A 24,001-nucleotide genomic window follows, 5' to 3' on the forward strand; every position below is an offset into this window, starting at 1 on the left:
CTCCCCGGCGCTCGGGCGGTGGGTCAGCTGGTACCCCGACGGCCGATCCGCCATGCCCGTCGAGATGATCTACGCGAGGCGGCACCGGATGGTTCAGTGCCGCCGGCCGGTCGCGGGCGGGCCGTCCGGGACCGGCGGCTGGTCAGGGTTGACGGCTGGCCGTCCGGGACCGGCGGCTGGTCAGGGTTGACGGCTGGCCGTCCGGGACCGGCGGCTGGTCAGGGTTGACGGCTGGGCGTCAGGGGCTGGCGGCGAGGAAGATGAACGCGCCGAGGATCACCAGGTGCACGCCGCCCTGCAGCAGGGTGGCCCGGCCGGGTACGACGGTGAGCACGCCGGCCACGGCGGTCAGCGCCAGCAACGCCATCTGGGTGCCACCCAGGCCCAGCAGCAGCGGACCCTCCAGCCAGATCGAGGCGACGGCGATCGCCGGGATGGTCAACCCGATACTCGCCATCGCCGAGCCCAGGGCCAGGTTGAGGCTGATCTGCACCCGGTCGCGCCGGGCCGCGCGGGCTGCCGCGAGGGTCTCCGGCAGCAGCACCAGCAGGGCGATGAGCACGCCGACGAACGACGGCGGCAGGTTCGCCGCCGCCACGCCGGCCTCCAGCGCCGGTGAGACGGTCTTGGCGTCACCGACCACCGCCACCAGCGCCACGATCAGCAGCGCCAGGCTGGTCAGGGCGGCCCGCTTCGACGGTGGATCGGCGTGCTCCTCGACGTCGTCCCCGGCTTCGACGGCAGGCCCGGCTTCGACGGCAGGCCCGGACCCGATGGCGGTGTCGGTCGCGCCGGGGCGATCAGCGCTATCGGTCACGGCGGCGGTATCGGTCACGGCGGCGGGACGGTCGGCGGTAGCGGTCACGGCGGCGGTGTGCCGGCCGGCTGCGGGGTCGGCGGCCCCGGCGGCGCTGCCCGGCGCGGCGCTGCCCGGCGCGGTGCCGCCCGGCGCGGTGCCGCCCGGCGCGGTGCCGCCCGGCGCGGTGCTGGGGCCGGGCGGGGCGGCGTGCGGCACCGGCAGGAAGTAGTCCCGGTGCCGACCGGTCTGCACCATCACGAACAGCAGGTACAGGGCGAGTGAGGCGACCGCCGCGAAGGCCAGCTGGGCCGGGCTGAACTCGGGACCGGGACGGCTGGTGGTGAAGGTGGGCACCACCAGGCCGAGCGTGGCCAGCGTCGCCACCGTGGCCAACGCCCCACCGGTGCCCTCCGGGTTGAACGACGCCACCCCCCGGTGTAGCGCCCCGAGCAGCAGCGACAGGCCGAGGATGCCGTTGCAGGTGATCATCACGGCGGCGAAGACGGTATCCCGGGCCAGGGCCTGGGTCTTGTCCCCGCCGCTGATCATGAGGGTGACGATCAGCGCCACCTCGATCACCGTGACCGCCACCGCGAGCACCAGCGACCCGTACGGCTCACCGACCTTGTGCGCCACTACCTCGGCGTGGTGCACCGCCGCGAGCACCGCCCCGGCCAGGAAGAACGCCACCACCGCCACCACCGGTCCGGGCAGCGCCCGGTTCCAGGTCAGCACGAGCAGGACCACCGCCAGCAGCGGCACCACGACGGTCCAGAGGTGCATCCGGGAACGGGCGGCGGCGATCACCCACCCCACCCTGCCAGAACCCCCGATCGACCGGCCGGGAACGCCGGCGAGCCACGCGGACAGGTAACGCCCGTGGCCCGGTTTCGCCGTCCATCGTTAACCCGATCGACCTGGCTGCCCAATTCCAGCCCGGTCTATATATACGGCAGGCACCACGCCCGCTGACCTGGACGGAGCCATCATGACCCGTACCCTGCGCGCCGCCGCGACCACCCTCGTGGCGATCGTGGCCGTCGGTCTCGCCCACCCGGCGACCGCCGCCGGCTACTCGGCACCGCTGCGTACCGCCGTGGCCGACCTGCCGGTGGCCACCGAGGTCCGCACCGGCTACGACCGGGACCTCTTCCCGCACTGGACCGACGCCGACGGCGACGGCTGCAACACCCGGTACGAGGTGCTGATCGCCGAGGCCGTCACCGCCCCCACCGTCGGCAGCGGTTGCACGCTGTCCGGCGGCCGGTGGTACTCCTACGTCGACAACGCCTACTGGACGCTCCCCGCCGACCTCGACATCGACCACCTGGTCCCGCTCGCCGAGGCGTGGGACTCCGGTGCCCGAGGTTGGACCACCAGCCGCCGCCAGTCGTTCGCCAACGACCTCGGCGACGCCCGCGCCCTGGCCGCCGTCACCGACAACGTCAACCAGGCCAAGGGCGACCAGGACCCGGCCACCTGGCTGCCGCCGTACGCACCGGCCCGCTGCCGGTACGTCAACGAGTGGGTGGCCACCAAGATCCGCTGGCGGCTGACCGTGGACACCGCCGAGAAGAACGCCCTGACCAGCTGGGCGAACAACTGCACGAACGTGACCATCTCGGTGACCTACGCGTACTGATCCACCGGTCCGGGCCACTCGACCCCCAGGTGCGTGCGGTGGTGGACGGGAGCCTCGATCTCGTCCACCACCGCCACGGCCAGATCGGCGTACGAGATCCGGCTGGCCGCGTCCGCCGGGGCCACCAGGTACCGCCCGGTACGCGGACCACCGTGGTCGAAGTCGCCCGACGGGCTGACGATCAGCCAGTCCGGCACGTCGGTGGTGGCACGCAGCACCGCCGCCCCGGCCGCGTGCGCGAGGTAGAACGCGCGGTACTGCTCCGGTCAGATGCGCCGCGCCGTCGCGCTCACCGATCGCCAACTGCGCGACGGCAAGCTGACACCCGTAGGTGCCGGTCCCGTCGACCGACGCCGAGCCGGCGTCCGGACCGCCACACCCCGCGGTCACCTCCGCCCGACACCGACGATGCCACCTCGTTTGGGGAGAGTTGTGGTCGCCATGGCGACCACAACTCTCCCCAGAACCCAGCGCTGGTGAAGCAGTCGATCAACATCCGTACCGGGTGCCGCAAGAACCGCGGACAGCAGGCTCCGACAGCACCGCCACCTTGTCCTACCTGCGGCACTGCCCCCGAGCTGCCATCACTGTCTGCCGTCGGTCCGCCCTCCGGGCAGCAGGCCGCAGCCCGGCCCGCAACGTCAAGACGGCTGGTACGCCGGTACGGACGCTGGCGGGTCGCGGTCGGTCGTCTACCCGGCCCGCCCGGGTCGACGATGGGCGGGACGGCTTCCCACCCCGACCACCCACAGCCGACAACCCGCCGACGGCACCGGTGTGCGCTCCCCTTCTCCCGACGGCCCACCTGATCCTCACCAGGGACGGTGAGAGGGGTGACCTGCTATACCGGAGGCGTTAACAGGGGGCCCTTCCTTACACCTATTTGGCGTTGAAGTAGCTGGCTTCGGGGTGGTGGACGACGATGGCGTCGGTGGCCTGCTCCGGGACCAGCTGGAACTCCTCGGACAGCTCCACGCCGATGCGCTCCGCGCCCAGCAGGTCCACGATCTTCGCGCGGTCCTCCAGGTCGGGGCAGGCCGGGTAACCGAACGCGTACCGGCAGCCCCGGTAGTCGGTGCGCAGCAGGCCGGCCAGGTCACCCGGGTCGTCGGCGGCCACGCTACGCCCGCCGGGCAGGGTCAGCTCGGTGCGGATCCGGCGGTGCCAGTACTCGGCGAGAGCCTCGGTCAGCTGCACGGACAGACCGTGCACCTCCAGGTAGTCGCGGTACTCGTTGGCGGCGAACATCTTCGCGGTGTACTCGCTGATCGGCTGGCCGACGGTGACCAGCTGCAGGGCCACCACGTCCGGCTGGTCGCCCTTGGGCTTGAAGAAGTCGGCCAGGCAGAGCCGCCGCTCCTGGCGCTGCCGGGGGAAGGAAAAGCGGGCCCGCTCGGCGTGACCGTTCTCGTCCAGCACCACCAGGTCGTTGCCCTCGGAGTAGGCCGGGAAGTAGCCGTAGACCACGGCCGCCTCCAGCACCTTGTCGGCGATCAGCCGGTCCAGCCAGTACCGCAGCCGGGGCCGCCCCTCGGTCTCCACCAGCTCCTCGTACGACGGGCCCTGGCCGCCCCGGGAGCCGCGCAGCCCCCACTGGCCGAGGAAGGTGGCCCGCTCGTCCAGCAGCGACGCGTAGTCGGCCAGCGGCACCCCCTTGACCACCCGGGTGCCGAAGAACGGCGGGGCGGGCACGGTGACGTCGGTGGCCACGTCGGAGCGGACCGAGGCGTCGTCCAGCTCGGGCAGCGCCTCGCGGACCACGGTGCGCTGGCGTTCCCGGCGGGCCCGCCGGGCGGCCAGGGCGGCCTCCCGTTCGGGGTCGACCACCGGCGCGCCGCCGCGCTTGGCGGCCATCACCCGGTCCATCAGGGACAACCCCTCGAAGGCGTCCCGGGCGTAGTGCACCTGCCCCGGGAACATGGCCCGCAGGTCGTCCTCGACGTAGGAGCGGGTGAGCGCGGCCCCGCCGAGCAGCACCGGCCAGCGCTCGGCGACGCCCCGGGAGGCCATCTCGGCGAGGTTCTCCTTCATGATGACGGTGCTCTTGACCAGCAGCCCGGACATCCCGATCGCGTCGGCGCGGTGTTCCTCGGCGGCCTCCAGGATCGCGTTGATCGGCTGCTTGATACCGATGTTGACGACCTCGTAGCCGTTGTTGCTCAGGATGATGTCGACCAGGTTCTTGCCGATGTCGTGCACGTCGCCCCGGACGGTGGCCAGCACGATGCGGCCCTTGCCGCCGTCCTCGGCGGTCTCCATGTGCGGCTCCAGGTAGGCCACCGCGGTCTTCATCACCTCGGCCGACTGCAACACGAACGGCAACTGCATCTGGCCCGACCCGAACAGCTCGCCGACGACCTTCATGCCGTCCAGCAACAGGTCGTTGATGATCGACAACGGGGTACGCCCACCGGCCATCGCCGCGTCCAGGTCGGCCTCCAGGCCGTTGCGCTCACCGTCGACGATCCGCCGCTTGAGCCGCTCCTCCAACGGCAGCGCCGCCAGCTCCTCGGCCCGGGTGGCCCGCGCCGAGGCGGCGTCGACGCCCTCGAAGAGGTCGATGAACCGCTGCAACGGGTCGTAGCCCTCGCGGCGGCGGTCGTAGACCATGTCGAGGGCGACCTCGCGCTGCTCGTCGGGGATCTTCGACATCGGCAGGATCTTGCTGGCGTGCACGATCGCCGAGGTCAGTCCGGCCTGGACGCACTCGTGCAGGAAGACCGAGTTGAGCACCTGCCGGGCCGCCGGGTTCAGCCCGAAGGAGATGTTCGAGATGCCCAGGGTGAAGTTGATCCCCGGGTACCGGCGGGCGATCTCCCGGATCGCCTCGATGGTCTCGATGGCGTCGCGGCGGGTCTCCTCCTGGCCGGTGGAGATCGGAAAGGTCAGCGTGTCGATCATGATGTCGGGCAGGGCCATGCCCCAGCGGCCGGTCAGGTCGTCGATGGTCCGGGCGGCGATCCGGACCTTGTCCGCCGCCGTACGGGCCTGGCCCTCCTCGTCGATGCACATCACCACGACGGCCGCGCCGTGCTCGCGGATCACCGGCATCACCCGGCCGTACCGGGACTCCGGTCCGTCGCCGTCCTCGAAGTTGACCGAGTTGACCACGCACCGGCCACCGAGCATCTCCAGCCCGGCCTCGATGACCTGCGGCTCGGTGGAGTCCAGCATGATCGGCAGGGTCGAGGCGGTGGCGAACCGGCCGGCCAGCTCCCGCATGTCCTGGGTGCCGTCCCGGCCGACGTAGTCGACGCAGAGGTCCAGCACGTGCGAGCCGTCGCGGGCCTGGCCCCGGGCGACCTCCACACAGGCCTGCCAGTCGGCGGCCAGCATCGACTCCCGGAACGCCTTGGAGCCGTTGGCGTTGGTCCGTTCCCCCACCATGAGCACCGAGGCGTCCTGAGCGAACGGCACCGGGTGGTAGATCGAGGAGACCCCGGCCTCGGGGCGCGGGTCGCGGGGCGTCGGGGCGAGCCCGGCCATCCGCTCGGCCAGCACCCGGATGTGCTCCGGCGTGGTGCCGCAACAACCGCCGACCAGCGCCACCCCGTACTCGGTGACGAACCGCTCCAGGGCGTCGGCCAGCTCCACCGGGCTCAACGGGAAGTACGCGCCGTCGGCGGTCAGCACCGGCAGGCCCGCGTTCGGCATCACCGACACCGCGATCCGCGAGTGCTGGGACAGGTAGCGCAGGTGCTCGCCCATCTCGGCCGGGCCGGTCGAGCAGTTCAACCCGATCAGGTCCACCCCCAGCGGCTCGATCGCCGCCAGCGCCGCCCCGATCTCGCTGCCCACCAGCATCGTGCCGGTGGTCTCCACGGCCACGTGGCAGATGATCGGCACCGTCCGGCCGAGCTGGGCCATCGCCCGCTTCGAGCCGACCACGGCGGCCTTGACCTGGAGCAGGTCCTGACAGGTCTCGATGATCAGCGCGTCCGAGCCACCCTCGATCAGACCGGCGGCGTTCTCCTGGTACGCGTCGCGCAGCGTGGCGTACGGGGCGTGACCGAGGGTGGGCAGCTTGGTGCCGGGGCCGATCGAGCCGAGCACGAACCGGGGGCGCTCCGGCGTGCCGTACGCGTCGGCGGCCTCCCGGGCGATGCGCGCCCCGGCCGCCGACAGCTCCCGGATGCGCTGCGGGATGTCGTACTCGGCGAGGTTGGCCAGGTTGGCGCCGAAGGTGTTGGTCTCGACCAGGTCCGCCCCGGCGGCGAGGTACGCCTCGTGCACGCCCCGCACCACGTCCGGGCGGGTGACGTTGAGGATCTCGTTGCAGCCCTCCAGCCCCTCGAAGTCGTCCAGGGTCAGGTCGGCTGCCTGCAACATGGTGCCCATCGCGCCATCGGCGACGAGAATCCGACTGGTCAGCGCGTCGAGCAACGAAGTCTGCACCCGTACAGGTTAGTTCGCGCCTGACGGGCGGGCCCCGTACCCGCTGCGGTTCCCACAATGTGTCAGCGGGATCACGCCCGTCTGGTTCGTACCCAGATGTCCTTCCGGGGGCAGCGGTGGGCCGGCGCGGCCGACGGGCCGCATCCGGGCCTGGCACGTAGGCTACGGACGTGAAGGACAACAGGGACACCACCGCGCCCGGCGGGCGGACCACCGGGCGGTGGCCCGGTACCGGCCCCGACGACCAGGGTGAGGTGACGGCGTGACCGAGTTCGACGGACTGCCGGTGCTGCGGTCCCCGGTGGCGGTCGCCGCCTTCGAGGGCTGGAACGACGCCGCCGACGCCTCCACCGCCGTGGTCGAACACCTGGAGCAGGTCTGGCAGGCCCGGCAGGTCACCGAGCTGGACCCGGAGGAGTTCTACGACTTCCAGGTCAGCCGGCCGACGGTGACCATGACCGCCGGCGAGACCCGGCGGGTGCAGTGGCCGACCACCCGGTTCATGGTGGCCAGCCCCGAGGGCACCGAGCGCGACGTGGTGCTGATCCGGGGCATCGAGCCGAGCATGCGCTGGCGGACCTTCTGCGAGCAGGTGCTGGAGATCTGCCACAGCCTTGAGGTGGAGCGGGTGGTGCTGCTCGGCGCGCTGCTGGCCGACGTGCCGTACACCCGGCCGTTGCCGATCAGCGGCAGCGCCTCGGACGCCGGGGCCGCCGAACGTTTCCAGCTCACCCCCACCCGGTACGACGGGCCGACCGGCATCGTCGGGGTGCTGCACGAGGCCTGCGCCCGCGCCGAGGTCGACGCGGTGTCGTTCTGGGTGCACGTGCCGCACTACGCCAACAACCCGCCCTGCCCGAAGGCCACTTTGGCGCTGCTGCACCGGGTCGAGGAGGTGCTCGACCTGCCGGTGCCGATGGCCGACCTGGCCGAGGAGGCCGCCGAGTGGGAGCAGCGGGTCCGCAGTGCCGCCGAGCAGGACGCCGAGCTGGGCGAGTACGTCCGGGAGCTGGAGGAACGGGTCGGCGACGCCGGCATCACCCCGCTGACCGGTGACGAGATCGCCCAGGAGTTCGAGAAGTACCTGCGCCGCCGGGGCGGCTCCGCCGGCCCCACCGCCGGCTCCTGGTAGCCGGCCCTCTTCGGCAACGGCTGGTGCCCGGAACAGGCACCAGCCGGCGGCCTGGGTGGTGTCGAAGGACCGGCCGTTGTCGAGCACGACCGGCAGCCCCGTGGGGACGCTGGGCGGCGTGCTGAACCTGCTCTTAGATCACCGGGAGTTGGACATGCAGGAACTCCGCCGGGCCGCCTTCCCGTCCCCATCGGTGCGTTTCTGTCCCACCTGGGAAACGGTGGGATAGCGAAGAAGAACACCGAACAGGTTCTGGTGGACGCCCTCGCGCGACACGGCCGGCGTTTCGAACAACACCCCACCCACCCCGACAAGTGGCGACTCCCACAGCGCACCGGCAGCGTCCCCACCCACGTCGCCGCCGCGCTGGCCGTTCCTCACCACCAGGAACATCCCGGGACCGGCCCGTCGTGGACGAACGGGTCTCCCGCGGCCGAGCGAGCCGGGATGACGGCACCGGGGCGGGTCAATCCCGGACCCGGTAGGTGACCAGACCGGGTGTGTCCGGGGTGGCGGCGTCAACGACGCCTAGGGCATCCTAGGAACCTAGCTGTAATCGTGGAGGTGGGCATGCAGATCAATCCGGGGGCCGCCGAGTTCCCGCACCGGCAGATCGCCGCGCAGCTCAAGGCGCAGGTTCGCCGGGGCGACTGGGCGCCGGGCGAACGCCTGCCGTCCATCCCGGCCATCGCCGAGATGTTCGGCGTGGCCAAGCAGACCGTGCAGCGCGCCGTCGACCAGCTGCGGGTCGAGGGCATCCTGATCACCAAGCCCGGCTCCGGTACGTACGTCAGGGGCACCCGCCGTCGCCTCAACCGACTCTCCCGGGGCCGCTACGGCGGCTTCCGCGGCTACCACACCGACCTGGCCGCCCGGTACCGCCAACAGCTCGTCTCGGTCGGCCGGGCCCCCGCCCCACCGGAGGTGGCCGACGCGTTCGGCGTCGCCGACGGCACCGACCTGCTCTGCCGCCGACACCTGGTGCGCACCGAGGACTCCCCGGTCGAGGTGGGCGCGAGCTGGTTCCTGCCCACCGACACCGCCGGCACCTCGCTGGAGCGCACCGAGGCGTTCGGCCGGCCGCTCTACCAGGAGGCCGAGGAGGCCACCGGCCGCCGGTACGTCACCGCCACCGACACCATCACCGCCCGGCAGCCCAGCCGGGAGGAGGCCGAGACCCTGCAGATCCGCCCGGACACCCCGGTGCTGCACCTGCTGCACGTGGCCTACGACGAGCGGCGCAAACCGGTCGAGGTCGCCCAGGCCACCTGGCCCGGACCGATGACCACCCTGACCGAGGAGTACCAGGTCCCGGCCCCCGCCGCCGACCCGGACCCGGACCCGGGACTGGTCCTCGGCTGAGCACAGGTCACGCCGTTCCGGACCCGGTCACACCTCGGAGGCCGCTCGCGCTGTCGGCGGCCGCTCGCGCTGTCGGCGGCCGGTCAGGCTGTCGCGTTGTCGGCGGCCGGTCACACGCTCAGAGGCGGATGCCGAGCAGGGCGTCCACGGCCTCGGCGAACAGCGCCGGGGCGGCCGGATCGTCGGCGGCACCGGCCAGGGCCCGTTCGGCGAACTCGTCTGCCACCGCCAGCGCGCCCGGCGAGTCGAGGTCGTCGGCCAGCCGCTGGCGTACCCCGGTCAGGAAGGCCATGCCGGACGGCCCGGCGGGCGCGGCGGCGGCCCGCCGCCAGCGGGCCAGTCGCTGCTCGGCGGCGGTGAGCAGGTCGCCGGTCCAGGACCGGTCTGCCCGGTAGTGCCCGGCCAGCAGCGCCAACCGCACCGCCACCGGATCGACCCGGTCGGCCCGCAGCCGGGAGACGAAGACCAGGTTGCCCTGGGACTTGCTCATCTTCTCGCCGGCCAGGCCGATCATGCCGGCGTGCGCGTAGTGCCGGGCGAAGGGGACCACCCCGGTCAGCCGCTCGGCGTGCGCGGCGGAACACTCGTGGTGCGGGAAGATCAGGTCGTTGCCGCCGCCCTGCACGTCGATCCGGTCACCGAGCAGGTTCAGCGCGATCACCGCGCACTCGATGTGCCAGCCGGGCCGCCCCGACCCCAGCTCACCACCGGGCCAGGACGGCTCGTCGGGCCGGGCACCCCGCCAGAGCAGCGGATCGAGCGGGTCGCGCTTGCCCGGCCGGTCCGGGTCGCCGCCGCGCTCACCGAAGAGCTCACGCATCCGCTCGCGGGTCAGGTTGGACTCGTAGCCGAACTGCGGCGCGGCGGCGATGTCGAAGTAGACGTCCCCGGTGCCGTCGTCCAACCGGTACGCGGCACCGTCCTTGAGCAGCGCCAGCACCCGGTCGGCGATGTCCGGGATCGACTCCACCGCGCCGACGTAGTGCGCCGGCGGGATGATCCGCAGCGCCTCCATGTCCTCGCGGAACAGCGCGGTCTCCCGCATCGCCAGGACCTTCCAGTCCTCGCCGTCGCGCTCGGCCCGCTCCAGCAGCGGATCGTCGATGTCGGTGACGTTCTGCACGTAGCGCACCGGGTGGCCGTTGTCCCGCCAGACCCGCTGCACCAGGTCGAAGGCGATCATCGTCGCGGCGTGACCGAGGTGGGTGGCGTCGTACGGGGTGATGCCGCAGACGTACATCGTCGCGGTGCCCTCGGGGCTGCTCGGGTGGGCACCCTGGCGGGCCGAGTCGTACAGCGCCAGGGGCTCGCCCCGGCCCGGCAGTCGTGGCACCTCGTGTCCCGCCCAAGACTCCATGGTCCTCAGCCTATCCAGCCGCACGGTACCGGCGCGGGCCCGCCCGGGTGACCAATGCGACAACGGCTCAGATCGGCGGCCAGGGCATCGCCGGCCACTCCTGCGACGGCGGCGGGAAGCAACCGACCTCGCGCAGCCGGTCGATCCGGGTGCCCAGCGCGGCGATCTCGGCGATGGTGAGGTGCTCGGCCAGCTCCTCGCCCAGCTCCCCGCCCAGCTGGGTGGTGAGCGACGCCAACGCGGCCAGGGCGTCGGCGGGCAACTCCCGCCCGGCCCAGCCCCACAGAACGGTACGCAGTTTGCCCTCGACGTGGAAGCTGACCCCGTGGTCCACCCCGTGGACCCGGTCGTCCGGGCCGGTCAGCACGTGTCCGCCCTTACGGTCGGCGTTGTTGATCACCGCGTCGAGCACCGCGAGCCGGGCCAGCCGGGGGTCGTCGGCGTGCGCCAGGGCGTACGCGGTGCCGTCGTCGTCGCGGGCCGCCGCCACCGGCAGCCAACGCGGCGGCACCGCGTCGGCGGGCACGAAGCCGACCAGCGGCTCGGCATCGGCGGGCTCGTCGATCCAGAGCTGGCAGGAGCCGGGGCCCAGCGGGCCGTCGCGCAGCACGGTGGGCGGCACCAGGTCCCACCCGATCGCCGCGGAGACCAGGTACGCGGCGACCTCCCGGCCGGCGAGGGTGCCGTCCGGGAAGTCCCACAGCGGCCGCTCACCGCGCACCGGCTTGTAGACGCAGCGGGCGGTGGCGGTGTCCAGGGTCAACTCGGCACGCAGCGTGGTGTTGGAGGCGTCGACCAGCCGGCCCTCCAGGGCCAGGTCACCGTCGCGAAGCAGGCGCAGGACGGCAGCGCCGTCCCGGTGCAGCTCCACCGAGGTCACCGATGGTAGCCGTTGTGCCGGGGGCAGAGATGCCCGGCGGGGTCCAGCGGCTGGCCACAGAGCGGGCAGGGCGGGCGACCGGCGTTGACCACCCGGCGGGCCCGCTCGATGAACTCGCGGGTCGCCTCGGGGGTCAGCCGGACCCGGAGCCGGTCGAGATCCTCGTCCGGCTCCTCGGTCTCCTCGTCGGCCTCCTCGGCCTCGGCCTCCGCGCCGAGCGCCACCTCGGCGTCGGCCTCACCGGTGGCGATCGCCTCGATCACCACGGTGGCGGTGTCCACGTCGAAGGCCAGCCCGAGGGTGCCGACCCGGAACTCCTCGTCGACCGGGGTGTCCAGCGGCTCGTTGTCGCCAGCCACCGGGACCGCCTCGGGCAGCTGCACCCCGAACCGGCGCTGCGCCTCGGCGAGCAGCTCCTCCAGCTTCTCGGCGAGCAGGGAGACCTGCACCTTCTCCAGCGCGACGCTGACCAGCCGGCCGCCACCGCGGGCCTGCAGGAAGAACGTGCGCTCCCCCGGCGGCCCGACGGTCCCGGCGACGAACCGCTCCGGCGGCTCGAAGGCGTGCACCTGGTGGGTCATACCCACGACCCTATCCGGCGCGCCACGGCGTCGCGCACCCCACCGACGCCCTTTTCGCCACGCCCGACCGACGGCGTCACCGCCGCGCTCCCGCTCCCCCACCGACGGCCGCGTCGCTGTCGGCCGCCCGGGCGGCCCGCCGACGTCGCTTGGCCGGCGGCGGGACCAGCCCGGCGAGGTCCCCGCCGGTGTCGTTGAGCCGGACCAGGAAGGGCCGCAGCGGCGTGTAACGGATCGCGGTGACCGACGCCGGGTCCGCGACGATCCGCTGGAAAAGATCAAGGTGTACGCCGAGCGCGTCGGCCACGATGGCCTTGATCACATCGCCGTGGCTGCACGCCAGCCAGACCGCCTCGGGGCCGTGTTCGGCGGTGACCCGGGCGTCCCAGGACCGCACCGCCGCGACCGCCCGGCCGGCCATCGCCGCCATCGCCTCGCCCTCGGGGAAGACCACGGCGCTGGGGTGCTGCTGGACCGCCGGCCAGAGCGGCTCCTTGGCCAGCTTCTTCAGCGGCTGGCCCTCCCAGCTGCCGTAGCCGCACTCGATCAGCCCGTCCTCCAGCACCGGGGTGACCTCCGGCAGCGCCAACTCCAGGGTCTGCCGGCAGCGGATCAACGGGCTGCTCACCACCGCGGCCAGGGGCACCGGACGCAGCCGCTGGCCCACCGCGGCGGCCTGGGCCCGACCGGTGTCGTCCAGCTCGACCGGCTGTCGCCCGGCCAGCCCACCGTCGGCGTTGGCCGTCGTCCGGCCGTGTCGCAGGAGCAGAAGGGTCGCCACGGCACCACCCTAGTTCGCCACCGGCCCGGCCGTCCGCGACGCCCGACGCCCAACGCCCACACACCGCCCGGCCACGCGCGTCGGCCGGCCGCGCGCGTCGCCCGGCCGCGCGCGTCGGCCGGCGGGCCCGCGGGCGTTAGGAAGGGACCCCTGTACATCAGAAAGCGTTAACAGGGGGCCCTTCCTTACACCTGGTCAGGTGGCGGGGATGGTGCCGGTCAGCAGGAGGGCGAGGACCAGGGTGCCGACGGCCACCCGGTAGAGCACGAAGACGTACAGGGTGTGGTGCGCCACGTAACGCAGCAGCCAGGCGATCGCCGCGTACCCGACCCCGAAGGCGATGATCGTCGCCACCACCATCTGGGCCACGCTCGGCGCGGAGGTGCCCTCGGCCGCCGGGGCGAAGACGTCCGGGATGCTGAACACGCCCGACATCACCACCGCCGGGATGGCCAGCAGGAAGGAGTACCGGGCGGCGGTCTCCCGGGTGAGATTCAGGAACAGGCCGGCGGTGAGCGTGCTGCCGGACCGGGACACCCCGGGGATCAGGGCCAGCGCCTGGGCCAGGCCCATCACCACACCGTCGCGCATCCGGAAGTCCCGCAGCACCCGGGTCTGCCGGCCCCAGTACTCGGCGAAGGCCAGGATGAAGGCGAAGACGATCAGGGTGGTGGCGACCACCCACAGGTTCCGGGCGGTCGCCCGGATCTGGTCCTTGAACAGGAACCCGAGCAGCCCGATCGGGATCGAACCGACGATGACGTACCAGCCCATCCGGTAGTCCAGGCTGCTGCGTACCGAGGAGTCCCAGATGCCCACCACCCAGGTACGCCCGATGCGCCAGATGTCCTTGGCGAAGTAGAGCAGCACCGCCGCCTCGGTGCCGAGCTGGGTGACCGCGGTGAACGACGCGCCGGCGTCCTGGTCGAAGAAGATCGCCGAGGTGATCCGCAGGTGTCCCGAGGAGCTGATCGGCAGGAACTCGGTGAGCCCCTGCACGATGCCCAGGACGATGGCCTCGATCCAGCTCACTCGCCCACTCCGGCCAGCTCGAGCGCCTCGGCACAGGTCCGCAGGGTCTGCACACCGCTGTCGGCGTCGGCGACGAAGAGGGTGACCGCCAGGGTGGTCACCCCGGCGGCGGCGTACTCGCGCATCCGCTCGGCGATGCGTTCCTTGGGCCCGAGCAGCGAGGTGCGGTCGATGAACTCCGTGGGTACCGCGGCGGCGGCGTCGCGCTGCCGCTTGGCCAGGTAGAGGTCCTGCACCTCGCGGGCGGCGTCGCCGTAGCCCATCCGGGTGGCGAGCTGGTTGTAGAAGTTCTGCTGCCGGCTGCCCATCCCGCCGACGTAGAGTGCGGCGTACCAGCGGACCAGTTCGGCGCAGCTCTCCACGTCGTCGCCGACGACCACCGGCACGGCGGGTACGACGTCGAAGCCGGCCAGGTCCTTGCCGGCCCGCACCCGCCCGGCGCGCACCGAGGCGAGCTGCTCGTCGGCGAACTCGGGGGCGTAGAAGACCGCCAGCCAGCCGTCGGCGATCTCGCCGGCCAGCTCCAGGTTCTTCGGGCCGACGGCGGCCAGGTAGATCGGGATGTGCTCACGGGGCGGCCGGAAGCCCAGCCGCAGCGCCTTGCCCGGCCCGTCGGGCAGTGGCAGGGTGTGGAACTCGCCGTCGTAGGCGACCTCCTTGCGGGCCACCGCCAGCTTGACGATGTCGACGTACTCGCGGGTGCGGGCCAGCGGCTTGGCGAACCGTACGCCGTGCCAGCCCTCGGAGACCTGCGGGCCGGAAACGCCCAGCCCGAGCCGGAACCGGCCGCCGGAGAGCGCGTCGATGGTGGCCGCGGTCATCGCGGTCATCGCCGGGGTCCGGGCGGGGATCTGCATCACCGCGCTGCCCAGGTCGATCCGTTCGGTCTGGCCGGCCATCCAGGCGAGCATGCTTGGCGAGTCGGAGCCGTAGGCCTCCGCCGCCCACACCACCGAGTAGCCGAGACGGTCGGCCTCCCGGGCCAGTGCCAGGTGGTCGGCGGGTGTGCTCCACGCCGTCTGGTATCCGAGGCTGAGCCCGAGTCGCACTGGTCCTCCCCCATCCGTACCACAAGGTCGCATCAGGTTACGCAATGCCGACAGTCGGGCCGACCACCGGCTCACCCGCCCCGGGCAGGCGGCACTGACCTGCGCGAACCCCGCCGGCCAGGTGGCACCTCAGCCGATCGGGACCCCCGCCGGACGGCCGGGGAGGCAGAGATGGCGGGCGTGAGGATATCGGTACGACCCCGGTTGCAAATAAGGTTCACCCATGCAGCAGCGACCGCTCGGCCGCAGCGGGCTGGCGGTCTCCCGGCTCGCGCTCGGCACCATGACCTGGGGCCGGGACACCGACGCCGACGACGCTGCCGCCCAACTCAAGAGCTACCTCGACGCCGGTGGCAACCTGGTCGACACCGCCGACGTGTACGCCGACGGCGACGCCGAGTCGGTGATCGGTTCGCTGCTGGGCAGTCTGGTCGAACGCGAGGAGTTGCTGATCGCCACCAAGGCGGGGCTGCGGCCGGGCAGCCGACGCCGCCGCGACGGCTCCCGCGGGCACCTGCTGCGGACCCTCGACGCGTCGCTGCGGCGGCTCGGCACCGACCACGTCGACCTGTGGCAGGTGCACGGGTACGACCCGGAGACCCCGCTGGAGGAGACCCTGTCGGCGCTGGACCACGCGGTGGCCAGCGGCCGGGTCCGCTACGCCGGGGTGTCGAACTTCTCCGGCTGGCAGACCGCCCGCGCCGCCGCCTGGCAGACCGCCTGGCCGGGTCGGGCCCCGGTGGTCGCCACCCAGGTGGAGTACTCGCTGCTGGAGCGGGGGGTGGAGCGGGAGGTGCTGCCGGCCTGCGCGGCGCTGGGGCTGGGGGTGCTGCCCTGGTCCCCGCTGGGCCGGGGGGTGCTGACCGGCAAGTACCGCCACGGCCGGCCGGCGGACTCCCGGGCCGCCTCGGCGCACTTCGAGCCGTTCGTCGCCACGTACCTGGAACCGCGCTGCTCCAGCATCGTGGAGGCGGTGGTGATCGCCGCCGGCGGGCTCGGGGTGTCGCCGCTGGAGGTGGCGCTGGCCTGGATCCGGGACCGCCCCGGGGTGACCGCGCCGATCCTCGGGGCCCGGACGGTGGGGCAGCTGCTCGGGGCGTTGCAGGTGGAGCGGATGACCCTGCCGGCGGAGATCGTCACCGCCCTGGACGACGTCTCGGCGGTGCCGGTCGGCTACCCGGAACGCGACGGCTGACCGGATCCGCGCGGCACCGCTGCGCCGAATCGGCCCACACGGCACCACCGCCGACTTGCCGGAGACCGCCGTCGGGGTGGCGGATCACCGCCAGGAAGGCGCAGCATGGATGCCATGGACTACGAGTACGCGCCGCTGCGGCTGCCGCCGAACGTCGACCGGGCGACCGCCGCGGCGCAGCTGGCGATCCAGGCGGAGTTCTCCGGGTGGGAGCTGGCCCGGGTGCAGCTGTTCCGGGACGGCACCCGGCAGGTGGTGCTGCGGCGTCGCCGGGTCAACCAGCCCCAACCGGGCCTGTCCTACTGACCTTCCGGCACACCACACCACCGGAAGGCCAGCAGGCACACGTGGTGGTCAGGCGGTGCGGTCGGCGGTCTCGGTCTCGCCGTCGGCCAGGAACGGGTGCTCGTCGAGCCGGCCCACCAGCCGGTCGTCGGCCCCCGGCTGGAACGGGCCCAGCGGGTCCTCGTCGTCGAAGGCCTCCAGGTCGACCGCCTCGGTGACCTCGCTGACCATCACCACCCCGTCGAGTGGCTCCAACTCGGGCACGTCGAGTGCGCTCAGCGAGCCGTCCCCGCCCTGCAGCAGCTCCAGCACCGCCTCGCCGACCCCCTCGACCGGGGCCGGCTCGTCCTCGGCCGGGGTGCCCTCCCGGCGGGCCGCCTCGGCCGCCTTCAGCAGCGCGGCGACGCTGGGCACCCGGAAGTCGCGGCGCTGGCGTACCGAGAGGATCCTCGGGTGCGGGTCGTCGGCGACCGCGCCGCCGCCCCCCGCGCCGAAGTGCTCGTCGGCCTCGTCGGGGTCGATCGAGTCCACGTCCCAGGGGGTGACCTCGCCGTGGGCGGCGAGCAGCCGCTGGTCGTAGTCGTACGAGGCGTTGTTCAGCGTGACGTAGGCCTGCCAGACGTCGTCGTCGTCGACCCGGCCCTCGCCGGCCCGGACGGCGGCCAGGTGGGCGCGTGCGGCCTCGATCACCCGTTCCAGGGCAACCTCCAGCTCATCGTGCTGGTCGGTCATTGTGCAGTCCCTTTCGCCTTGGAGGTGCGAGCCCGGGCCACGCTCAGCAGCTGCGGAGGAAGCGGTCGAGTACTCGCACGCCGAACTGTAGCCCGTCCACCGGTACCCGCTCGTCGATGCCGTGGAACAGGGCGGAGAAGTTCAGGTCCGCGGGCAGCCGCAACGGGGCGAAGCCGAAGCAGCGCATGCCGAGCTGGGCGAAGGCCTTGGCGTCGGTGCCGCCGGAGAGCATGTACGGCACCGGCCGGGCGGCCGGGTCCTCGGCCCGCAGGGCGGCGGACATCGCCTCGACCAGGGCCCCGTCGAAGGTGGTCTCCAGGGCCGGTTGCCGCTGCACGTACTCGATGTCGATGTCCGGGCCGACCAGCTCGCGCAGCTGTCGTTCCAACAGCTCCGACTGGCCCGGCAGGCTGCGGCAGTCGATGGTGGCGGTGGCCCGGCCGGGGATGACGTTGTCCTTGTAGCCGGCCGCCAGCCGGGTCGGGTTGGCGGTGCTGCGGATGGTGGCCCCGATGATGTTGGCGATCGGGCCGAGTTTGGCGATGGCCACCTCCGGGTCGTCCGGGTCCAGCTCGACGCCGAGGACCTCGGAGATCTCCGTCAGGAAGGCCCGCACGGTCGGGGTGACGGTGAGTGGGAACCGGTGCCGGCCCACCCGGGCGACCGCCTCGGCCAGCGCGGTGACCGCGTTGTCGTCGTGCACGAACGAGCCGTGCCCGGGTCGGCCCCGGGCGTGCAGCCGCAGCCAGTCCAGCCCCTTCTCGGCGGTCTGGATCAGGTAGAGCCGGGCGTGCTCGTCGACGGTGTACGAGAAGCCGCCGACCTCACCGACGGCCTCGGTGCAGCCGTCGAAGAGCCCCCGGTGCCGCTGGGCCAGGAAGTGCGCGCCGTAGTCGCTGCCGGCCTCCTCGTCAGCGGTGAACGCCAGCACGATGTCGCGGGGCGGCCGGACGCCGGTGCGTTGCCAGTGCCGCACGACCGCCAGCACCATCGCGTCGAAGTCCTTCATGTCGATCGCGCCCCGACCCCACAGGTAGCCGTCGCGGATCTCACCGGAGAAGGGGTGCACGGACCACTCGGCGGCGTCGGCGGGCACCACGTCCAGGTGGCCGTGCACCAGCAACGCCGGCCGCTGCGGGTCGCTGCCGGGGATCCGGGCGACCAGGTTGGCCCGCCCCGGCGCCGACTCCTGGATCTCGGCGGCCACACCGACCTCGGCCAGTCGCGCGGCCACGTACTCGGCTGCCGCGCGTTCCCCGGCGCTGGTGTCGTTGTCCCCGGTGTTGGTGGTGTCGATGCGCAACAGATCACGGCAGATGTCGACCACCTCGTCGGTGGGCTCGGGTCCGGTGGTGGCGGCGTCGCTCGTCATCGGTTCCTTATACCAGCACGTCGTTGCGGTGTCGGTTTGCCGGTCGGTCCGCCCGGGTACCGGCGGCGTCGAGGAGGTCACCGTGACCGTTCACCTACCGCCCCTACCGCCCGGCCCCGACGAGGGGTACCGACCTGGCGGGCGAAGCCTGGTCGACATCGTCGACGACGAGCACCGTCACCTGCTGGAGCTGCTGGACGCGGCGCTCGCCCCGGACACGCCGCAGCCGCGGCGCCGGGAGCTGCTGGACGTGTTCACCGCCATGCTGTCCCGGCACCTCTCCGGTGAGGAGCAGTACGTCTTCCCCGCCACCCGGGTCGCGGTGCCCGACGCCGCGGCGCGCATCGACCGGGAGCTGACCTGCGACGCCGAGCTGCTCGCCGCGGTACGCGGACTGACCGAGCACTCGCTGCCCGAGGTCACCGACCGGCTGCGCCGGCACGTCGAGGCGGTCGACGCGCTGGTCGGGTCGTTGCGGGCGCACGCCACCGACGAGGAGCTGATCCGGTTGGGCAACCGGATGGAGATCGCCGAGGAGGCGGCACCGACCCGCCCTCATCCGGGCAACCCGCACACCCCGCCGTGGAACCGCATCGTGGACCCGGCGGTGGGGGTGCTGGACAAGGTCCGTGACGTGGTCAGCCGACGGCACACCCGGCTGTCGGATCTCCGCCCGCCACGCGACTGACGGGAGGGCGACTGGTCCGTTCGTGCACGTTCTGCAGGTCACTGCTTGGTTTCCGGTCCGTTTCAGGACTTTCGGCCAGTCCGTCATGGTCATACCGTCACGGTTATGAATCTGGAGTTGCGTCACCTGAAGGTGGTCTGCGCGATCGCGGAGACGGGGAGCGTGACCAAGGCGGCCTCCACTCTCGGTCTTGCCCAACCCGCTCTCACCGCCCAGCTCCAGCGCATCGAACGGACGCTGGGCGGGCCGTTGTTCGAGCGGGACCGGCGGGGCGCCCGGCCGACCGCGCTGGGCGAACTGGTGCTGGCCCGGGCCCGGGTGCTGCTGCCGGCGATGAAGGGTCTGCAGGACGAGGCGGCGCGGCTGGCCGGTGCGGTCGACGCGCCACGGCGGTACCGCTTCGGCGGGGTCAACAGCCCCATCCTGGGCCGACTGGTGCACCGGCTCGCCGCCGAGCAGCCCCAGGCGCAGATCACCACGTACGCGTCCTGGTCGGTCGACGAGCTGGCCCAGCTGGTGGCCGGCGGTCGGCTCGACTTCGCGCTGGCCGGGGTCTGCGGCGACTCGACCCCGCCGACGGAGTCCGGGCTGGGTTGGCGGGAGGTCGCCGTCGACCCGGTGGGGGTGCTGCTGCCCGAGCGACATCCGATGGCCGGGCGGGACGAGGTGGGCCTGGTGGACCTGGGCCGGGAGCAGTGGGTGGCGGCACCGGGCGACGGTTGCTTCGGTGACTGTTTCGCCGCCGCCTGCGCCCGGGCCGGCTTCACCCCCCGCAAGGTCTTCGAGACCGACATCCGGGCCGGCTTCGACCTGGTCGAGGCCGGTGTGGCGGTGGCGTTGTGCCAGGCCACCTTCCGGCCGGTGGCCGGGCTGGTGACCCGCCGGCTGGCCGGTTCGCCGCTGCGCTGGCGGTTGATGCTGGGGTGGCACCCGGACTCCCCGGCGGCCGACGTGGCCGACCTGGTGCTGGAGGCGGCGGTGGCCTCGTACACCGACTCGCTGGCCGCGCACCCGGACTACCAGGCCTGGTTGACCCGCAACCCCGAGTTCGGGGTACGACTGCCCGCGCCCGTCCCGCCGATCCCCGGCACCGGGGTGCGAACGGCGTGACGACGGGTAACCAGCGACCATGACCGACCTGTACCCGCCCGCCGACGAGCGGGAAGACGTGCGCCGCACCGCCGCGGCGCACACGGCCGCCTCCCGGGACGTGGAGGCCTTCGTGCGACGACTGCCCGGCACGCCCGGCGCGGCCGACGTCGCCGAGTACGCCGCCCTGCTGGCCCGGGAGGAGCTGCTGCGGGTGGAACGTCAGGCCGCCGCGGACGCCGCCGGGCTGATGCTGCCCAGCCTCGACCAGAGCTGACCCACCGGCGCGCCGGTGCCGGCCGGCACGCGCCGGCCGCCGCGCGCACCGGCCCCCGCACGCTGCGGCCCGCAGCGGCCTCAGCGCGCCCCGGACCCCGGCGCGCAGCGGGCCTCAGCGGTCGGCGAGCGGGTCGTGGCCGAGGTCGAGCAGCGCGTGCCGCCACCGGTCGTCGGCGTTGCCGGCGGCCGGCCGTTCGTCGAGCAGGCCCTCGATCCGCTCGACGGCCTCCCGCATCACCTGGATGTCGGCCGGGGTGAGGTCGACCTTGCGTTTGCGCAGTACGGCGAGGATCTGCCGGCCCGGCTCGGGCAGGTCCAGGTCCGGGTCCGGCCCGAAGGACTCCTCCCCCGAGCCACGGGTCAACAGCCAGCTGCGCAGCTGTTCGGACGGGACGTTGACCTGGGCGTGGAAGTCCGCCCAGAGCGTCTCCACCTCGGCGTCGACGCGCTGCTCGCGGGCCATCATGCCTCCTTGACGGGTGGGGCCCCGGAGACCGGGGCACCGGTGTCGGTGTCACTGCCCAGGCCCTCCGGTGGCACCCGTACCCGGGACGGGTTCGCGGTCGGTGGGGCCTCGATCGGATCGGCCGGTTCGGCCTCGTCGGGCACCTGCTCGGGCTCGGTCATCGGATTCCTCCGGGTCCTGGGCGACGTCCGGTGGCGGTCGGACCCCGGCGGCGCGGTCGGCCGGCGCGTCCCGGGCGGTCGCGGCGGACGGTCGGCCGCCGGCCGACGGTGGTCACCGGGGATGGGTCGAGACGCCGGCCCGATGGGTACCGGTCCCGGCGTTGACCTCGACCTGCAGCGCGCCGTCGCGGGCGTCGACGACCACCCGCTGCCCCGGTGACATCGCGCCTTCGAGCAGCATCCGGGACAGCCGGTTGTCCAACTCGCGTTGGATCACCCGACGCAGCGGCCGGGCGCCGAACTCCGGCTGGTAGCCGTGCTCGGCCAGCCAGTCCACCCCGGCGGTGGTGACCTCGATGGTGATGTCCTGGGCGTGCAGCCGACGCCGGGTCTCCTCCAGCAGCAGCCCGGTGATCTGGCGCAGCTGCTCGGCCTCCAGCCGCCGGAAGATGATCACCTCGTCGACGCGGTTGAGGAACTCCGGCCGGAAGTTCTCCTGCAGCCGGCGCATCAGCCGCTCGCGCAGCTCGTCGGACTCCTGGCTGCTGCCCGGCTCGCCGGCGCCGAACCCGACCGGCCGCTGGCTGCCGGTGATCAGCTCCGAACCCAGGTTGCTCGTCATGATCAGTACGGTGTTCTTGAAGTTCACCGTACGGCCCTGGCTGTCGGTGAGCCGGCCGTCGTCGAGCACCTGGAGCAGGATGTTGAACACGTCCGGGTGGGCCTTCTCGATCTCGTCGAGCAGCACCACCGCGTACGGGCGACGGCGCACCGCCTCGGTGAGCTGCCCGGCCTCCTCGTACCCGACGTAGCCGGGTGGGGCGCCGACCAGCCGGCTGATGGTGTGCCGTTCCTGGAACTCGCTCATGTCCACCCGGACCATCCGGTCGGCCTCACCGAAGAGCGCCTCGGCCAGGGCCCGCGCCAACTCGGTCTTGCCCACGCCGGTCGGGCCGAGGAAGAGGAAGCTGCCCATCGGCCGGTTCGGGTCGGCCAGCCCGGCCCGCGAGCGGCGGACCGCCTCGGCGACCGCGCCGACGGCGTCGTCCTGACCGACCACCTTCTCGTGCAGCTGCCCCTCCAGTCGCAGCAGCCGGTCCCGTTCCTCCTCGGTGAGCTGGGCGACCGGGATTCCGGTGGCCCGGGAGACCACCTCGGCGATCTCCGCCGGGCCCACCTGCGGCACCTGCGGGGAGTCCCCCTCGCCCCGGGCCCGCCGGATCCGCTCCTCAACCTCGGCCAGCCGGTCACGCAGTGTCGACGCGCGCTCGTACTGCTCGTCGGCGACTGCCTGTTCCTTCTCCCGGCGTACCTCGTCGAGTTGTTGTTCCAGCTCCCGCACGTCCGAGGCGGGGGTCCGGGTGCGCAGCCGGACCCGGGCCCCGGTCTGGTCGATCAGGTCGATGGCCTTGTCCGGCAGGAAGCGGTCGGTGACGTACCGGTCGGCGAGTTCGGCCGCGGCGACCAGCGCCTCGTCGGTGAAGCGGACCTGGTGGTGGGCCTCGTAGCGGTCGCGCAGGCCACGCAGGATCGCCACCGTGTCGTCGACGCCGGGCTCGGGCACCAGCACCGGCTGGAACCGGCGGGCCAGCGCGGCGTCCTTCTCGATGGTGCGGCGGTACTCGTCAAGCGTGGTCGCGCCGATCACCCGCAGCTCGCCCCGGGCCAGCGCCGGTTTGAGCATGTTGGAGGCGTCCATCCCGCCCTCGCTGCCGGCACCGCCCGCGCCGACCAGGGTGTGGATCTCGTCCAGGAAGATGATCAGCTCCTCCCGGTGGGCGCGGATCTCGTCGATCACCTTCTTGAGGCGTTCCTCGAAGTCACCCCGGTACCGGGTGCCGGCGACCAGGCCGGCCAGGTCCAGTTGGATCACCCGCTTGCCGAGCAGGGTCTGCGGCACGTCGCCGTCGCAGATCCGCTCGGCCAGCCCCTCCACGATCGCGGTCTTGCCGACCCCGGCCTCGCCGATCAGCACCGGGTTGTTCTTGGTCCGCCGGGACAGGATCTCCACGGCCTGTTCGATCTCGTCGGCGCGCCCGATCACCGGGTCGATCTGGTCGTTGCGGGCCAGGTCGGTGAGGTCCTGACCGTACTGGTCGAGGGTGGGGGTCCCGCGGTCCGGTTTCGGGCCGGGCATCGGCCCACGTTCGGCGTTGGCCGCCTGCAACGACTCGGGTTGGATCCGCCCGGCCGACAGCATCCGCCCGGCCGGTGACTCCGGGTTGAGCGGCAGGGCCATCAGAATGTGCTCCGGGCCGATGTAGTTCGCGCCCATCGCCCGGGAGAGCTGGTGGGCGTCGAGCAACGCCCGCTTCGCCGCCGGGGTGAGCGACAGGTTCGGCGGCACCTCGCCCGCCGGTGCGCCGTCCGCGCGCCCACCGAGGGCGTTGACCAGGGCGTCCGGGTCGGCCCCGGCCCGCCGGACCAGGTCCCGCAGGGGCTCGCGTTGCAGCGCCGCCCAGAGCAGGTGGTCGGTGTCCAGGTCGGTGCTCTGCCGCTGGGCGGCCCGGCGCGCCGCGTCGGCCAGCAGTTCCCGGGCGTCGGCGGTCATCAGCCGGGTGATGTCGACCCGGTGCGCCGGCCGGCGCCCGCCCTCACCCCGGCCGAAGTACCGGGCCAGGAACTCGTCCCACGGATCGGCGCCGAAGTCATCGGGTCCCAACATGCGCGTCCTCCGGGTTCGGGCAGGGTCGACGCGCTGGGCTACCCGTCACTCGGGCCGGC

The 24,001-nt window shown here is 73.0% G+C and carries 23 protein-coding genes; 8 read left to right on the top strand and 15 right to left on the bottom strand.

The features are described from left to right. Window positions 1-238: 238 nt before the first annotated feature. Window positions 239-1,606, bottom strand: a complete 1,368-nt coding sequence (locus tag GA0070617_RS31085) for a calcium:cation antiporter (protein ID WP_244891687.1) — start codon at window positions 1,604-1,606, stop codon at window positions 239-241. A gap of 181 nt (window positions 1,607-1,787) precedes the next feature. Here GA0070617_RS31085 and GA0070617_RS16745 point away from each other — a divergent pair, with 181 nt between their 5' ends. Further along, window positions 1,788-2,441: an HNH endonuclease family protein gene (locus GA0070617_RS16745; RefSeq protein ID WP_091438903.1), complete on the top strand. Its 654-nt coding sequence runs from the start codon at window positions 1,788-1,790 to the stop codon at window positions 2,439-2,441. Here GA0070617_RS16745 and GA0070617_RS16750 read toward each other — a convergent pair. Both GA0070617_RS16750 and metH read right to left on the bottom strand, forming a co-directional pair. After that, complete coding sequence (locus tag GA0070617_RS16750) at window positions 2,429-2,659, bottom strand: NAD(P)-dependent oxidoreductase (RefSeq protein ID WP_175440561.1); 231 nt, start codon at window positions 2,657-2,659, stop codon at window positions 2,429-2,431. The two genes, GA0070617_RS16745 and GA0070617_RS16750, sit on opposite strands and share 13 nt — an antisense overlap. 661 nt (window positions 2,660-3,320) lie before the next feature. Continuing rightward, window positions 3,321-6,836, bottom strand: a complete 3,516-nt coding sequence (gene metH, locus GA0070617_RS16755) for a methionine synthase (protein ID WP_175440562.1) — start codon at window positions 6,834-6,836, stop codon at window positions 3,321-3,323. Between the two features lie 262 nt (window positions 6,837-7,098). Between metH and GA0070617_RS16760 the strand changes: the two genes are divergently transcribed. Continuing rightward, window positions 7,099-7,968 (top strand): PAC2 family protein, encoded by an 870-nt coding sequence (locus GA0070617_RS16760; protein ID WP_091438905.1) that lies wholly within the window; start codon window positions 7,099-7,101, stop codon window positions 7,966-7,968. A gap of 138 nt (window positions 7,969-8,106) precedes the next feature. Here GA0070617_RS16760 and GA0070617_RS16765 read toward each other — a convergent pair whose 3' ends face one another. Then, a complete protein-coding gene (locus GA0070617_RS16765; RefSeq protein ID WP_091438906.1) occupies window positions 8,107-8,361 on the bottom strand; it encodes a hypothetical protein in 255 nt (84 codons plus the stop codon). Window positions 8,362-8,538: 177 nt separating this feature from the next. On the opposite strand from GA0070617_RS16765, the gene GA0070617_RS16770 reads away from it, so the two are divergent. Continuing rightward, window positions 8,539-9,330, top strand: coding sequence for a GntR family transcriptional regulator (locus GA0070617_RS16770; protein WP_091446540.1), 792 nt, complete (start codon window positions 8,539-8,541; stop codon window positions 9,328-9,330). Window positions 9,331-9,448: 118 nt separating this feature from the next. Here GA0070617_RS16770 and mshC read toward each other — a convergent pair whose 3' ends face one another. The 6 genes from mshC to GA0070617_RS16800 all read right to left on the bottom strand — a co-directional run bounded on the left by mshC (window position 9,449) and on the right by GA0070617_RS16800 (window position 15,010). Further along, a complete protein-coding gene (mshC, locus tag GA0070617_RS16775) occupies window positions 9,449-10,687 on the bottom strand; it encodes a cysteine--1-D-myo-inosityl 2-amino-2-deoxy-alpha-D-glucopyranoside ligase (protein ID WP_091438907.1) in 1,239 nt (412 codons plus the stop codon). A gap of 67 nt (window positions 10,688-10,754) precedes the next feature. Then, window positions 10,755-11,567: an SCO1664 family protein gene (locus GA0070617_RS16780; RefSeq protein ID WP_091438908.1), complete on the bottom strand. Its 813-nt coding sequence runs from the start codon at window positions 11,565-11,567 to the stop codon at window positions 10,755-10,757. Then, complete coding sequence (locus GA0070617_RS16785; protein WP_091438909.1) at window positions 11,564-12,148, bottom strand: DUF3090 domain-containing protein; 585 nt, start codon at window positions 12,146-12,148, stop codon at window positions 11,564-11,566. The genes GA0070617_RS16780 and GA0070617_RS16785 overlap by 4 nt, the downstream gene beginning before the upstream one ends. Window positions 12,149-12,224: 76 nt before the next feature. Further along, window positions 12,225-12,929, bottom strand: coding sequence for an MSMEG_4193 family putative phosphomutase (locus tag GA0070617_RS16790; protein WP_091438910.1), 705 nt, complete (start codon window positions 12,927-12,929; stop codon window positions 12,225-12,227). 195 nt (window positions 12,930-13,124) lie between these two features. Beyond that, window positions 13,125-13,961 (bottom strand): undecaprenyl-diphosphate phosphatase, encoded by an 837-nt coding sequence (locus GA0070617_RS16795; protein ID WP_091438911.1) that lies wholly within the window; start codon window positions 13,959-13,961, stop codon window positions 13,125-13,127. Continuing rightward, window positions 13,958-15,010 (bottom strand): LLM class F420-dependent oxidoreductase, encoded by a 1,053-nt coding sequence (locus GA0070617_RS16800; RefSeq protein WP_091438912.1) that lies wholly within the window; start codon window positions 15,008-15,010, stop codon window positions 13,958-13,960. Before GA0070617_RS16800 ends, GA0070617_RS16795 begins: the two co-directional genes overlap by 4 nt. A 223-nt stretch (window positions 15,011-15,233) precedes the next feature. Here GA0070617_RS16800 and GA0070617_RS16805 point away from each other — a divergent pair, with 223 nt between their 5' ends. Together GA0070617_RS16805 and GA0070617_RS16810 are read left to right on the top strand one after the other, a co-directional pair. Then, window positions 15,234-16,205 carry an aldo/keto reductase gene (locus tag GA0070617_RS16805; RefSeq protein WP_091438913.1) on the top strand — a complete coding sequence of 324 codons (972 nt, stop codon included), beginning with the start codon at window positions 15,234-15,236 and terminating at the stop codon, window positions 16,203-16,205. Between the two features lie 114 nt (window positions 16,206-16,319). After that, window positions 16,320-16,511, top strand: a complete 192-nt coding sequence (locus GA0070617_RS16810; RefSeq protein WP_091438914.1) for a DUF5703 family protein — start codon at window positions 16,320-16,322, stop codon at window positions 16,509-16,511. A 48-nt stretch (window positions 16,512-16,559) separates the two neighbouring features. Here GA0070617_RS16810 and GA0070617_RS16815 read toward each other — a convergent pair whose 3' ends face one another. Both GA0070617_RS16815 and GA0070617_RS16820 read right to left on the bottom strand, forming a co-directional pair. After that, on the bottom strand, window positions 16,560-17,222 hold the full coding sequence (locus GA0070617_RS16815) for a hypothetical protein (protein ID WP_091438915.1): 663 nt from the start codon (window positions 17,220-17,222) through the stop codon (window positions 16,560-16,562). Window positions 17,223-17,265: 43 nt separating this feature from the next. Continuing rightward, entirely contained in the window at window positions 17,266-18,594 is a 1,329-nt protein-coding gene (locus GA0070617_RS16820) for a M20/M25/M40 family metallo-hydrolase (protein ID WP_091438916.1), read from the bottom strand. An 82-nt stretch (window positions 18,595-18,676) separates the two neighbouring features. Here GA0070617_RS16820 and GA0070617_RS16825 point away from each other — a divergent pair, with 82 nt between their 5' ends. The 3 genes from GA0070617_RS16825 to GA0070617_RS16835 all read left to right on the top strand — a co-directional run bounded on the left by GA0070617_RS16825 (window position 18,677) and on the right by GA0070617_RS16835 (window position 20,648). After that, complete coding sequence (locus GA0070617_RS16825) at window positions 18,677-19,282, top strand: hemerythrin domain-containing protein (protein WP_091446542.1); 606 nt, start codon at window positions 18,677-18,679, stop codon at window positions 19,280-19,282. A gap of 105 nt (window positions 19,283-19,387) precedes the next feature. Further along, window positions 19,388-20,392 (top strand): LysR family transcriptional regulator, encoded by a 1,005-nt coding sequence (locus GA0070617_RS16830; protein ID WP_091438917.1) that lies wholly within the window; start codon window positions 19,388-19,390, stop codon window positions 20,390-20,392. A 19-nt stretch (window positions 20,393-20,411) separates the two neighbouring features. Then, entirely contained in the window at window positions 20,412-20,648 is a 237-nt protein-coding gene (locus tag GA0070617_RS16835) for a hypothetical protein (protein WP_091438918.1), read from the top strand. A 114-nt stretch (window positions 20,649-20,762) separates the two neighbouring features. Here GA0070617_RS16835 and GA0070617_RS16840 read toward each other — a convergent pair whose 3' ends face one another. The 3 genes from GA0070617_RS16840 to GA0070617_RS16845 all read right to left on the bottom strand — a co-directional run bounded on the left by GA0070617_RS16840 (window position 20,763) and on the right by GA0070617_RS16845 (window position 23,942). Continuing rightward, window positions 20,763-21,113, bottom strand: coding sequence for a DUF3140 domain-containing protein (locus tag GA0070617_RS16840; protein ID WP_091438919.1), 351 nt, complete (start codon window positions 21,111-21,113; stop codon window positions 20,763-20,765). Further along, a complete protein-coding gene (locus GA0070617_RS30620; protein ID WP_175440563.1) occupies window positions 21,113-21,277 on the bottom strand; it encodes a hypothetical protein in 165 nt (54 codons plus the stop codon). The genes GA0070617_RS16840 and GA0070617_RS30620 overlap by 1 nt, the downstream gene beginning before the upstream one ends. 112 nt (window positions 21,278-21,389) lie before the next feature. Then, a complete protein-coding gene (locus GA0070617_RS16845) occupies window positions 21,390-23,942 on the bottom strand; it encodes an ATP-dependent Clp protease ATP-binding subunit (protein WP_091438920.1) in 2,553 nt (850 codons plus the stop codon). Between the last annotated feature and the right edge of the window lie 59 nt (window positions 23,943-24,001).

Origin of the sequence: Micromonospora yangpuensis (genome assembly GCF_900091615.1) — a bacterium.
GTDB classification, from domain to species: Bacteria; Actinomycetota; Actinomycetes; order Mycobacteriales; family Micromonosporaceae; genus Micromonospora; species Micromonospora yangpuensis.